7 protein-coding genes are annotated in these 13,997 nt (G+C 56.5%); 2 read left to right on the forward strand and 5 right to left on the reverse strand.

The window, feature by feature from the left end; translation table 11 throughout:
- Positions 1-79: 79 nt before the first annotated feature.
- Positions 80-2,359 (forward strand): helix-turn-helix domain-containing protein, encoded by a 2,280-nt coding sequence (locus QZ170_RS08500; protein WP_297179892.1) that lies wholly within the window; start codon positions 80-82, stop codon positions 2,357-2,359.
- A 207-nt stretch (positions 2,360-2,566) separates the two neighbouring features.
- Positions 2,567-4,213 (forward strand): diphosphate--fructose-6-phosphate 1-phosphotransferase, encoded by a 1,647-nt coding sequence (locus QZ170_RS08505; RefSeq protein WP_297179895.1) that lies wholly within the window; start codon positions 2,567-2,569, stop codon positions 4,211-4,213.
- A gap of 596 nt (positions 4,214-4,809) precedes the next feature.
- Here QZ170_RS08505 and QZ170_RS08510 read toward each other — a convergent pair.
- Genes QZ170_RS08510 through QZ170_RS08530 form a run of 5 tightly spaced genes read right to left on the reverse strand, consistent with a single transcriptional unit; the run spans position 4,810 to position 13,290 of the window.
- On the reverse strand, positions 4,810-5,919 hold the full coding sequence (locus QZ170_RS08510) for a BACON domain-containing protein (protein ID WP_297179897.1): 1,110 nt from the start codon (positions 5,917-5,919) through the stop codon (positions 4,810-4,812).
- 9 nt (positions 5,920-5,928) lie between these two features.
- On the reverse strand, positions 5,929-7,263 hold the full coding sequence (locus tag QZ170_RS08515; RefSeq protein WP_297179900.1) for a DUF4302 domain-containing protein: 1,335 nt from the start codon (positions 7,261-7,263) through the stop codon (positions 5,929-5,931).
- Positions 7,264-7,289: 26 nt separating this feature from the next.
- Entirely contained in the window at positions 7,290-8,351 is a 1,062-nt protein-coding gene (locus QZ170_RS08520; RefSeq protein WP_297179903.1) for a putative zinc-binding metallopeptidase, read from the reverse strand.
- A 26-nt stretch (positions 8,352-8,377) separates the two neighbouring features.
- Positions 8,378-9,916, reverse strand: a complete 1,539-nt coding sequence (locus QZ170_RS08525) for a RagB/SusD family nutrient uptake outer membrane protein (protein WP_297179906.1) — start codon at positions 9,914-9,916, stop codon at positions 8,378-8,380.
- Between the two features lie 20 nt (positions 9,917-9,936).
- A complete protein-coding gene (locus QZ170_RS08530; RefSeq protein WP_297179909.1) occupies positions 9,937-13,290 on the reverse strand; it encodes a SusC/RagA family TonB-linked outer membrane protein in 3,354 nt (1,117 codons plus the stop codon).
- Positions 13,291-13,997 lie beyond the last annotated feature (707 nt).

Here is a 13,997-nt window from a genome sequence, read left to right on the forward strand (position 1 = left end):
CCCCCCCACTCTCCCCTACCACCCTGCTAGCTCAGCTCCACCCTACTAGTACTCATACTACTCCCCCACCTAAGAGATCATGCAACGACAGCAATACGTCCTAGAGTTCATCGCCCATACCACTCGCAATATCTTCCTCACTGGGAAGGCTGGGACGGGTAAAACCACCCTACTACACAAGATACGTACCGAGACCTACAAGAACTGTTTCGTAGCTGCCCCGACGGGGATAGCAGCTCTCAACGCCGGTGGGGTGACGCTACACTCACTCCTACAGCTCCCTATAGGAGCCTTCATCCCGGACTCTTCGGTAGAGCTTACCAATATCCCGACAGACCAGCTCTTCGTCACCCCAAGAGACCTCCACCACCATGTCCACCTGAAGGAGCGTAAGATCCGCCTCCTACGAGCCATCGAGCTCCTCATCATCGACGAGGTGAGCATGCTACGAGCCGACACCCTAGACCTCATCGACCTCGTGCTCCGGACGGCGCGTCGTAGCCCCCTCCCCTTCGGCGGGGTGCAGGTACTCTTCATCGGTGACCTCCTACAGCTCCCACCCGTCGTCAAGAACCAGGAATGGGCTGTGCTCCAGCACTACTATGAGAGCCCCTTCTTCTTCCATGCACAGGTACTCCGGAAGTATCCCCCGCTGTACATCGAGCTGACCCACATCTATCGCCAGCAGGACCGAGCCTACCTAGAGCTACTCAATCACCTCCGCTACAACTGCCTCACCCAGGCTGACCAAGCCTGGCTACAGAGTCGTATCGACCCCACCTTCGACCCCATCGACAACGAGGGCTACGTCACACTGACCACCCACAACGCCCGTGCTGACGAGATCAACGAGCGTGCCCTAGAGGCACTCCCCGGAGCCTATCAGGACTACCAGGCCAAGACCTCGGGGGACTTCCCCTCACACCTCTATCCCGTAGAGCCCCTACTGAAGCTGAAGGTGGGCGCCCGTGTGATGATGATCAAGAACGACACCGAGGTACCCCGTCGCTTCTACAACGGGATGCTCGCCACTGTGGAGCAGATGGAGGGAGATGAGCTCCTAGTACGTCTGGAGGATGGAGAGCTCCTCAGCGTCCCCCACTACCGCTGGGAGAATACCCGCTACGTCCTAGATGAGAAGACGGGGCAGACGGAGACCGAGGAGCTGGGAGCCTTCGTCCACTATCCCATTCGCCTAGCCTGGGCGATCACCATCCACAAGAGTCAGGGGCTGACCTTCGACCGAGCAGCGATCGACCTAGAGGCCGTCTTTGCCTCGGGTCAAGCCTATGTCGCCCTCTCCCGCCTTCGCTCTCCAGAGGGACTCACGCTCCTCTCTAGGATGAGCTCTCGCCCCCTCCCTACCCCACAGCCCATCGTGGACTATGAGGAGACCCGAGTGGATGATAGCATACTGGAGAGCACTCTAGAGAGCGAGCGCACTGCCTACTGGCAGGCGCAGAGCCTAGCAGCCTTCGCTTGTCGAGCCTGTACTCAGCTCTGGCAGAGCCATGCCTACAGCTATCGGATGGAGAGCGAGCGGAGTAAGAAGAGTGCCTTCGGGGACTGGGCGGCAGAGTCTCTAGGCCGAGTGGAGCAGATCCAGCAGGTGGCCGACCGCTTCCTCCAGCAGCTCCAGAGCCTCTGGGCTCAGGGCTCGGGAGCGCTTCCCCTCATCGCCGAGCGCATAGAGAAGGCCTCGGGATACTTCCTCCCCCTATGGCGGGAGCTCCTCGTTAGCCTGCTAGAGGTACAGATCAAGGCGCGGGGGCTGGGTAAGGTCAAGGAGTTCGTCGAGGAGCTCGATGCGCTCCTGAGGAGCCTCGTCACACAGATACGCCTCATCATACGTATACGAGCCTGCATGCAGCCCCTCGCTCAGGGTACCCTCCCAAGCCAAGCCAATACCCAGATCGAGGAGCAGGTGGAGGCCTTCATCCAAGAGGCTCGAGCCGCCGTGCATATCCCCTACGTCGTCCCTGCCCCGAGCAGTGAGAAGGCCAAGAAGCGTGAACCAAAGGCGAAGAAGGAACCCAAGCTATCGACCCAAGAGCAGACGCTACAGCTCCTGAAGCAGGGTAAGAGCTACCTAGAGATCTCTACCGAGCGTGGTCTCCAGCCCTCGACCATCCTCGTGCACCTAGCTCAGCTCCTAGAGCAAGACCTCATCACCGAGCGTGAGGCAGGCATAGAGGAGGATCAGATGCAGGAGCTCATCCCACACTTCGCCACGATGAACCCCGAGGAGGGTCTACGCCCCGTCATGGAGGCGATCGGCGACGCACTCCCCTATGGAGTCCTGCGCCTCTACCTAGCAGCCTATCGTCATCGCCCCGGCTCCCGAGTCCCGAGAGGGTGATCTTCCACAGAGGCTCTCGAGCCTCTCTCCGAGCTCCTCTCAGGGCATCTTCCCCGAGGGTCAAGACCCGTGCCCAATCCCTGATATAGTGAGGGATGGACACGGGTCTTGCCTTAGCTCAATGACAGCTGTAGGGACTATTTGAATAAAATTTAAGATATTTGTACTACGAAAGTTAGAGATTATCATATAGAACTATTCAGTCCAATGACTAAAAGTGCATTGCAGCTAGCGCGTAGCAAGTACGCACCCAAGCTGCCTAAGGCCCTGGAGGGGTCAGTAACGGTTCGCCTCGGAGAAGCTACCCAGAGTGTCAGCGACCAGAAGGAAATCAAGGAATTATTCCCCAACACATACGGTCTACCTAAGCTCACCTTCGAGGCCGCACAGGCCGGGGAGCAGGGTCAGGCTGTGAACGTCGGTGTCATCCTCTCTGGAGGACAGGCGCCCGGTGGACACAACGTCATCGCAGGCCTCTTCGACGGGATCAAGCGTATCCACCCCGACAGCCGTCTCTATGGCTTCCTCATGGGACCTGAGGGGCTCATCAAGCACGACTACAAGGAGCTCACCGCAGAGCTCATCGATGAGTACCGCAATACTGGGGGCTTCGACATCATCGGCTCGGGCCGTACCAAGCTCGAGGAGAAGGAGCAGTTCGACAAGGGTCTGGAGATCCTCAAGAAGCTGGACATCCGTGCCCTGGTCATCATCGGTGGTGACGACTCCAACACGAACGCTGCCGTCCTAGCCGAGTACTACAAGAGCATCGGTGCTCCCGTACAGGTCATCGGTTGCCCCAAGACCATCGACGGAGACCTAAAGAACGAGCAGATCGAGACCTCCTTCGGCTTCGACACCGCTACCAAGGTCTACGCAGAGGTCATCGGCAACGTACAGCGTGACTGCTTCTCAGCTCGCAAGTACTGGCACTTCATCAAGCTCATGGGGCGCTCTGCCTCCCACATCGCTCTGGAGTGTGCCCTACAGGTACAGCCCAACGTAGCTATCATCAGCGAAGAGGTCGAGGCTAAGAACCTCACGCTAGACGACGTCGTCACCTCCATCGCTGAGGTCGTCGCTAAGCGTGCTGCCAAGGGCTGGAACTTCGGTACGGTGCTCATCCCCGAAGGGCTCATCGAGTTCATCCCTGCGATCAAGTCCCTCATCGCCGAGCTCAACGACTTCCTCGCTCATCACGAAGCTGAGTTCCGCGCTGTCGCTACCGATGAGCAGCGTGCCTTCATCATCAGTAAGCTCTCCGAGGCCAACTCCAAGCTCTACGCTAGCCTCCCCTCCTCAGTAGCTCGTCAGCTCACGCTCGACCGTGACCCCCACGGCAACGTACAGGTCTCCCTCATCGAGACGGAGAAGCTCCTAGCTCAGATGGTCGGCTCTAAGCTCGCTGAGTGGAAGGAAGAAGGTCGCTACTCGGGTAAGTTTGCCTCACTCACCCACTTCTTCGGCTACGAAGGTCGTTGCTCTATGCCCTCGAACTTCGATGCTGACTACTGCTATGCCCTCGGTCGTACGGCAGCCTGCCTCATCGCCTCTGGTGTCACGGGCTATATGAGCTCCGTACAGAACCTCACCGCCCCTGCTCACGAATGGATCGCTGGTGGTATCCCCACGACAATGATGATGAACATGGAGCGTCGTCATGGCGAGATGAAGCCTGTTATCCAGAAGGCTCTCGTAGACCTCAAGGGTAAGCCCTTCGCCTACTTCACGGCTCATCGTGATGAGTGGGCTGAGGAGACAAGCTTCGTGTACCCTGGTCCTATCCAGTTCTTTGGCACGCCTGAGATCTGCGACCAGCCCTCTCGTACGCTGATCCTAGAGCAGACGAAGTAAAGACTCGCTACCCTCTGCGTAGCATCCCCTCAATGATAGAGAGGCTATCCCACAAGGTGTGGGATAGCCTCTCTTCGTATTCTTGGCGTCGTCCTTCCCCTGCCCTTAGCTCCCCCTCCATCAGGGTCGACGCATGAAAACACTATTGTGCGAGGGCAAAGTAGTCAATGAGCATACAACGAAGACAGGACTATCTGCGTACTAGCTGCAGATATACCCAGCGTATACCTACTACCTATGAGGGGCGAGTATACACGTGTGTACACACTTGTGTACTCACGTGTACACAACTGTATACCCACGTGTACACTACCTCGCTCTAAGTATATCCTCTGTAGAGCTCGCTTGTATGTCTATTTCTTGGGAATAAGGTCTAGGCGCTCGGCTAAGGCCTCCTGGAGATGGGATTATATACTCAAAGAGTCAAAGACTAGACTGTACGCAAGAGATCATGCGTCGCACCAGCCCCCCTCCATCACCTCTGCATCTCTAGTCTTTACTCCTAGGGCTGTCCACACCAGCCTATAAGGGGAAAGGCTCCCCTCCAGCATCTTGACTGGAGGGGAGCCTTTCTTTCAGGTAAGGGTAATCTACTCTTACTTCTTCGTCAGAGAGAAGTCTGCGACAGAGAAGATCTTAGATCCTTCGAGGTAATAACCCGTGAAGGAGGTACCATCTTGCTTGGCTGCAAGGTATATGCAGATACCGCGTATTGAGGCGAGGTTCCCCTCCGACTTGAAGGTAAACTTCGGATGCTCCACAGAGGCCTTGTCCCAAGAGCCTAAGCAAGTACCACTAGCATACAGCGAGAGGTTGGCCTTGCCATCGCTACCGGGGAAGTTCGCCCCCCAAGCAGCGACACAGAGGAATTGCCCTTGAGGGATCCCAGCCCCCTTGCTGGCAAGGAGTCCATAGGTCAGTTTGAGGCTATTGGTCGCTGCATCATACTCTAGCGGGAGGTCGGCGGAGAGTCCCTTGAGGATAAGCTTCTTCCCATCAGGCGACTTGACGAGCTCGACCTCCATATCGACGTTAGCATCCTTGTAGAAGCGGATACCCTGCATACGGTACTTCCCGACGAGGAAGTCATAGCCTAGCGGGCCATAGCTCTGGACGAACTTGACAGCCTGCTTGTAGACTGTCCCGAGGGCGATCGTCACCGTAGCTTCGCGATAGACCTCCGTCATAGGGGCGGCGGTGAAGATGAGCTTATCGGCTTCCTTCTTGAAGGTTAGCCAGGTGGGCAGATTCTCTACCTTGGGCTCTAGCATAGACATAGCCCCCTTGATCGGGAGCTCAATATCTCCCCCAGCACGGGCGACCTCATAGCTGGCTTTAAGGTCTGCTATATAGGCGTAGGCTCCGAGCTGCGTGATGGAGATCCGTTGCTTCTGCTCGCCACGTGTGAGCAGGAGGTTGGCTGTACGAGTATCTCCCTCTGGGTTGGGAGCGATGGTATAGGTCAGTTTATTGCCCGAGGTCGCTCCTACCTGAAGCCACTCTGCATCGCTCTTGGCAGAGAAACCTTCCTCGGAGAGCGTAGCGGTACCTGTCCCTCCCTCAGCCGTGAAGCTATGGTCGGAGGCCAGCACACGGAAGGTCTCTATGGTATTCTCCTTAGGAGTTTCCTTCCGGCAGGCACTTACCCCCACGAGGAGGGTAAGCGCTAGGAAGAGGAGTGAGATCCTATTATTAATGGTCTTCATACGGGTATCTTATTTCTTTGTGAATGTAGGCTTCTGGAAGGCAAAGTCTCCACCAAAGCCCTTGTACGCACCGACATTGATGACATAGAGATAGAGGGAGTTAGCGTCATAGCCCCATCGGCCATTGGAGACAAGGACATACTTCTTGCCTGCGGTGTAGGATGGATCGAGCTTGGAGTACATCCCGAGGCCTTCACCCCAAGAGATACGTGCAGCGTCAGCATCCCATACGATGAGTCGGACGGGATTGATGTCCTTCGTCACACGCTGCGTCTGTATCTCGAAGCGCTTGTTCGCTGGGTCGTAGGATGCTAGGACGACGAGCCTAGGGGCTATGCCCGTGATCGAATAGACGTTACGGGCATGCTGTGCGAAGGTCACCTCTCTAGGCGAAGGCCAGTTCACACACTTCATATCATACTTTCCTAGGTACTCGGCGAAGCCTTGGTAGTCTGGGTCTTGACGAGGGGTGAGCTTGTCTCCAGCAGCCGTCCGATAGCACTGCTCTGTCTCATCCCAGAGTAGATCGGAGACACCAGCGAAGGGGCTCCGGAAGTGTATCCCAGTGGTGGTGTAAGCGTAGGGGAAGTCCTCCCGCTTGCCCGTAGCAGGCTCCTCGATCGTGAACGAGTTGTAGCCCCCTTCGCTGGGATAGACGATGACCTCCTTCCCCCCGATCTTGCCGGAGAGTCCATAGCAGTGCTGGGTATAGAGGCTATGAGCCGTCGGAGTCTTAGCCTTGAGGGCGATGGCTGCATCTAGGGCCTCCTTGGCATCCTGCCTTGCCCGAATGAGGCGCATGACGTTGCCCGTCTTACGACCACGGACGAGGAGGGTATCTGGGGAGGTCGAGCGCATGAGGGTGAACTCATAGTCTCCCTGGAAGCCATATCCCGTACCATCCCCCTCACTCTTATCTGGGTCAGAGAAGATGTGCAGGGGTAGGGTATAGGTGTCGAAGCTCAGGGTGATCCCCTTGTCGTTCTTGACGTGGTAGCCACCTCTCTCCCAGGCGTTCGTTGGCTCTCCAGGGACTGGGCTCTCGGAGGCTACAGAGGCCATGTTCTTGTCTCCAAACTTCAGGGCTACTAGGTAGCCTCCATACTTGAGCCTACGATGGGGATAGAGCTCGAGGATCCAGCCATTGGTGGAGGACTTGAGCGTCTTTAGGAACTCTCGGGAGGCTGCATCTAGTCGGTCCGCTGCGGGCTGGTCAAAGGCCTGCCGAGGCTCCTGCTGACAGGAGGCGAGCCCGAGGGTGAGCAGTAGGGCTAGTCCCCCAAGTGTCTTGCCTATCCGGTGAAGGGGATGATAGCCGTGGGGCATCGATAGATTGGTCTTCATCGTGTCTTGCATATTAAGTGGTGAGACTAGTCTGTGTACTGGGGTATGATCTGGCAGCGAGCATCCCCGGGGGTATGATCCTTGGTGAGATCGAGGAAGTGACGATCCTGCAGGAGACGCCCCCAGACGAGGGCACGCTCCTGAGCGTGGTCGTGAGCTGATCTACGGGGAGCAGATAGACCGCGCAGCAGGGGCTCCCACTCGGGCTTGATGAGCTGGAGGTGAGGGATCTCCTGGAGACGGCGAAGCGAGATAGCTCGTAGGGCATCCATATCGATCTTCCACGTATTCTTCATATACGTCTTGATGATATTGATCTTCTTGAGGAGCTTTGCCTTGCCCTCCTCACCAGCAGCAGTGAAGATAGCACTCCACTCTGCGTCGGAGAAGGTAATCAGTGCAGCCGTGACCTCAGCGATGTCCTCACGTGGCTGGCTACTAGCGTAGGCCGTGACGAAGCCCTTCGGGGCATAGTCTGCGAGCGTACGACGGTTGTACCAAGAGGTAGGAGAATAGTCTGAGGCCGAGATCGTATTGTACTCATCGGGCCAGATCTTGTTCTGGTGGAGGATATGGCTAAACTCGTGGTGCATGACCTTGAAGAAGGTCTTGTTGAGCGACACGGGGTCGTTCTCATTGAGCCAGTTCACCTGGAAGAGGGTCACCTTCAGACCACCCTCAGCGGTACCCTGGGTGATCGTACCATCACCATTCCACATAGCGGAGCCTATTAGACTGAGCTGTCGGGGTGAAGCTCCACGCATGAAGTCCGTCCCTCCGGTGGCTTCGTTGTAGGCCCCATACCAGGCATGGAGGACGATCTGGGAGAGCTTCATACTCTTCTCCAGCTCTGCAGGGGCGAGGTTGCGAGAGCGGTCAGACTCGATATTCTGCATCGCATAGAGCACCTGCACGTTGTAGGCATCAGTATACTCCCTACCGAGCCACTGGTCGAAGGCTGTCGGATCCTCTAGCCGAGGCTTGAGGACATGTCTATTGGGGTCAGGCTGATCGGTGTCCTTGCACGAGGCCAGAGCGAGGGTGGCCAATAGGGTTAGTGCTAGGGGGCGATATATGCTTGTTTTCATTATTCACTCGTGATGAAGAGTTTGACTTAGTACCCAGGGTTCCCCTGCATACCGGCGTTGCGGATGGAGGCTGGGATCTGGAGGGCTCGGCGGTGGTCATCGACACGTAGTACCATGGCCTTCCCATCGGCAGGAGTGTGTGTGATCTCGATACCAAAGCGCTTGATGTCATCCCAGCGCATCCCCTCGTGCACCGTCAGCACACGGCGAGCGTGTAGGACGGCCTGCATCATCAGGGTTTGGGTACCTGCCTCGAGGTCAAACTTCGGGTGCAGGGGCTTAGCGATCGTCTTGAGACGCTTCTCGATCACCTCACGCTCCTCCTCAGTCGTATCATTGGTGACCTCGGTGCTGTAGGCCTTGGTGATCGTGGCTACGTCACCTGCCCGACCACCCTTGGAGAGGTACCAGGCTGAGAGGTCTGCAGCAGCACCATCATAGTCCTTGAGCATGACACGTGCCTCGGCTCTCCAGAGGAGCACCTTATCGACGTCGAAGGGCATCGCTACGATATGGGGCTGTCCCGTCTGTGCAGCGATATTGGTGATCTCAAAGATCTCGGTAAGCTTAGGCGTGAAGATGCGCTCTGCCCCCCCGTAGAGGAGGTCATAGTGGACGAGGCTATGCCCCCATCCCCCACCACTGCGGTAGGTCTCATTCTGGGCAATACGTCCACTGTGGGCGAAGCGTACATGGCGCAGTCCTCGTCCCCAGAGGGAGCGGGTCGTCTGGAGCATGATATTGCTGATGCTACGAGGGTCGATATAGGCTAGGGTCACCTCGAGGACGTTGGTGAAGCGGCTATAGGCAGCTACATCACGGATACCAGCGACAGCACCTGTCCCGAGGACCTCATCGGCGTACTTCTTCGCCTTGTCCCACTTCTCATAGTAGCAGTAGAACTGTGTGGCGAAGGCCTTCGCTGCACGTGTCGTGAAGTGATACATAGGCTGCACATAGCGCTCATCATCGATCAGGGGCATCCCAGCCTGCAGGTCTCGTTCGATCTGGGCATAGACCTCTGCTACACTCAGACGCTTAGCCTGCTCCTTGATGGACTTCTCTGGCGTGAGGAAGTAGGGTATGCCTATATCCCTCTGGCTCGTACGTCCATTGTAGGCCTGAGCGAAGACATTCACCATCAGGAAGTGCGTATAGGCACGGCAGAGTAGAGCCTCCCCACGAGAGTGATCGAGCTCACGTGGACTCCCAAGCTCCTCGATGGACTCTAGGGCTTGGTTGGCCGTCATGATCGCATCGTAGCAGGTGCTCCAGAAGTTGGTCTCCGTATCCCAGTCCGTCCCACTATTGGACTCCCAGTAGAAGCCCTCGTGGTTCTCTAGGTTAGAGTCCTCGAACTTAGGACCATTGTCCTCTACGTTGTCTGTGCGGTGCTCTACGAAGCCCATCGGCATGAGCGTCGGGTAGGCAGTGACGAGCAGGCGCTCTATCTTGTCGGCACGATTGAGCTCGGTGCGGGAGTCGGGCATCTTGTCTAGGAAGGTACAGCTAGAGAAGAGCGTCCCCAGAGCCAATACACCTAGTAGGATATGATTACGTTTCATAGTGTCACGTCATTATATAGTTAGAAGCCTATGTGTACCGTCGCTGTGATCTGGCGTGCTAGAGGGGCGGCGACACCACCCGAGCGGAAGAACTCTGGGTCTTGTCCGTAGAGCTTCTTATCCGCATAGAGGAGGGCAAGGTTCGTAGCCTGGAGCTTCAGCGAGGCGGTCTTGAGGAAGCCTAGACGCTTGACGAGGCTCGTCGGTAGGGTGTAGGTCAGAGAGATCTCCTTGAGTCGGACAAAGCTACCATCGGCCACTCGTGCCGTAGAGTAGTTGTAGGCGGCGTAGCCCCGAGCGAGGTTGGAGTAGCTTGCGTGGTCTTGTACCGAGGCTAGGACGGGGATATCCGTCTTCTGCTCATCGCCAGGGATCATCCAACGGTTCTTGAACTCCTTGGGGGTCGCCCAGAGATCACTATAGCCCGAGGCGAAGGCAGGGTGTAGGCGTAGCTTGTTCCCACCAGAGTAGGTGAGGAAGATGTTGAGCTTAAAGTTCTTGTACGTGAAGATATTCCCAAAGCTCCCATTGAAGGTAGGCTCTGCCGAGCCCTCGTACTTGAGGAAGTCGAGGTCATCGATCTGCTGGAAGTTGATCTCCTTGTAGTTATGTCGGTTGATCGTCTGCCCATTGACCTTGAAGGTTGGGAAGCCCTCATTGTCTAGCCCCGTATAGGGGATAGAGAATAGGGAGCGAACGGGATAACCCTGACGAGCGAAGCCGTTGCCAGAGAGGAAGCTAAACATGTGTCGCTTGGTCGTCAGCTGGGTCACTTCGTTGTGGTTCGACCCGAAGATGAAGTCTGAGGTCCAGCTGAAGTCCTTCGTCTGGATATTCTTCGTCGAGATCGAGAATTCGAAGCCGTGGCTCTTCATCGTAGCGACGTTGCCGTAGCGTGAGCCCCCGATGGTGTAGGTCGTACCGATGAGGTCAAAGTTGTTACGCTTGTAGGCATCAGCCGTGATGTTCACCCTATTATTGAAGAGTCCCATATCGATCCCGACGTTGAACTCATGCTTCTTCTCATAGGTCAGCCCAGAGTTCTCATAGCCCGTGATCTCATTGGTATTCTCCGTGAGGTCGGCCGAGGGGCGCCAGACGGAGCCACTACGTACGACGACACGAGAGTTGGTGAGCCACTTCGGAGCCTCGGCCACCAGAGAGTAAGAGGCCTTGAGGGTCAGGTGCGAGAGGAGCTTCTGTCGGTCGAAGAAGTCCTCTTCGTGGGCATTCCAGGCACCAGAGACGTTCCAGGTAGGGAGCCAGCGAGCCGAGCGGCTACGTCCGAGCATGTTGGAGCCCTCGTAGCGGGTCGTCCCCGTGAGGGTATAGCGTCCCTTGTAGGAGTAGGTAGCGGTGAGGAAGTAAGCTAGTGTACGGTCGTAGGTACGGGAGAGGACGTAGTAGGGAGCATTCTTCTCCTTGAGCTGCTTGAAGAGATGATAGTCCCAGAAGGCATTGAGCCCACTATCGTACTGCATCCCATAGCCATCGAAGGCTCGGTAGAGACGATCCTGAGCATTCAGCTCCATCCCCAGATAGGCATTGATGATATGGTCGTGCTGGATCGTCGTATTGTAGTTGGCCGATAGACGCAGGTCGTAGCTAGACATCTTACGCTGGTTGGTGTCGTAGAAGCCCCCTACAGGTAGGATCGTCTGGGGCAGGGTATTGGGCTTGTCCTGATCTCGCCACAGGTACTTATTGTTATTGATCACCGTGGCATCCTGCATAGCACGGTAGGCCTGAGGGCGATTGGAGTACTCCGTGACGATGCTCTCCGTATCGGTATAGGTATCCTTGTAGGCACCGAGGAGAGCCAGGGTAAGTCCCTTGATGGGCTTCCACTTGAGCTCGAGCTGGAGCTTGACATCCTTGACCTCTAGGTCGATATAGTTGTTGTCGAGTTCGTGCTTGATATTGAAGGGAGCATACTCACGCATGTAGTACTCATTGGGATCAAGCGTACGGCTCGTATTCAGAGCGTAGGAGTAGGGGTTGATGTCGAAGCTACGGGAGACGGTCCCATTGACCGGGTCGGCAGACTGCGAGAGGGTACCTGGGGCACGCTGGATACGCGAGGCTGCGTTGATCAGAGCCGAGACGGAGACCTTGGGGGAGAAGTGGTAGGTAGCGTTGAGGTTACCCGTGTAGCGTCGCACGTTGCTCGAGCGCATCCACCCGGGGTCAAGCATCGCCGAGAGGGAGATGTAGGTCTGGAGGTTCTTCGTCCCTCCGGAGAAGCTCAGGGAGTGGTTCTGCATGATCGCCGGGGAGAAGAGTTCCTGGAACCAGTCCGTATTGCGTAGCTCCCCCTTGCGCAGGTACTCGGCCCTGGCCTCTGGGGTATTAGCTAGGGCGAACTGTCCGGTGCGTGGATTGTAGGTGTGCATCAGATGATACATCTTACCATAGATCCCGCTAGAGGAGGAGTTGTAGACACTAGAGAAGTTCAGCCAACCCTTCTTCTCCATCTCGCTGTAGGCCTCCATCTGATCCTGCGAGTTCATGATGTTGAACTCTCGGTAGGAGGGGACGAATCGAGAGGTGAACTCACCCGTATAGGAGAAGGAGTTCGTGCCGCTACGCCCCTTCTTGGTCGTGATGACGATCACACCAGCCATAGCCTTTGCCCCGTAGATAGAGGTAGCAGAGCCGTCCTTGAGGATCTGGAAGCTCTCGATGTCGTCGGCATTGAGTCCTGCGATCGCAGAGCTCAGTAGGGTGGTAGCATCCCCAGAGCTTAGGTCGTCGGCACCGATATTGACCACGTCCTCCTGGATCACCCCATCGACGACCCATAGGGGCTTAGAGGAGCCATAGATAGACGTAGCACCACGGACACGGATCTTAGGAGCTGTCCCGAAGGTACCTGAGAGGTTCTGCACAGAGACCCCTGCGGACTTCCCCTCTAGGCCTCGGCTAATATCGGCCATCCCCGACATCTTGACTTGGTCGGCCTTGAGCTTGTCACTCGCCCCAGTGAAGAGGCGCTTATCGGTGGAGACCATCCCTGTGACGACGACGTTTTCGATCATCTTGGCATCGGGCTCCATATGGATGGTCATCCCATCCTTGGCGGTGACACGGGCCTCCTTGTATCCAACATAGCGGACTAGGAGCTGTGTCTTACCAGCGGGGAGCTTGAGGGTGAAGTCTCCCTTGGCATTAGTCGTGGTACCCTGCTTGGTACCTACGACGAGGACGGAGGCCATGGAGAGACCCTCGCCATCCTCGTCGAGCACTTTTCCTCGGATTGTCTGTCCTGCACCTTGAGCGAGGAGCTCACCCGAGGAGCCGAGGAGTAGGCCTACGAGGAGTAGACCTATCCTGGTGCAGTACTTACCCAATCGAAGTAGTCTTAGATTGTTCATAAGCATGTAGTTGAATGTATGTGTGAAGTTATGCGTGCTTATCGCTGATCCATGGAGCGTGTGTATCTGGATCGGGGGTGGAGCTGTCCTTCTCACCCAGTATCGGGGCGAGGTCTGTATGTCCGCATAGTGATCGTGACGCAGCTGTTCGCTTTGTCCTCTAGCATTATAGTAGTATAGTAGTATCCCAGGGCTCTTGGGGAGAGCAGACCTCTGCTCATACACCTATCTGTCTTCCCCTCTAGCCTAGAGGGGATGGGGATCGGGGCACCGTTCCTTAGAGCTTTTCACGACAAATTTATCTATTCTCTCGTGGAGAAACAAACGCTCCCCCCACGCCTAGACCTCTTTCTGTCCTTCTTTCTGCTCTGTCCTCTGACTGATTCCCTCTCCGTCCTCCGGCTGGCGAGGATAGAGCCACCCCCTACCCCAGTGCTCAGCACAGGACTCGGGAGCCAAGCTCTCCCCCAGAGTAACATCCTCTGTATCGAGCATATAGAGAGCCCCTCAGCGCTCATACCGAGAGCGCCTTCACGCTCTCGGTATGAGCGTCCTCATCACCTATGTAAGGTGACGAGGACGCTCTTTATAGGAGCGCATCTGCTATACTACATATGTTCGTTCTCACCCTCCCGAGGAGCATGCTCTAGCGAGCTCGTCCCTCGCCCGAAGGGAGAGACGAGGGAAGGGGAAGGGGGGTATAGACG

The organism is uncultured Porphyromonas sp. (genome assembly GCF_905372525.1).
Classification (GTDB): Bacteria; Bacteroidota; Bacteroidia; order Bacteroidales; family Porphyromonadaceae; genus Porphyromonas.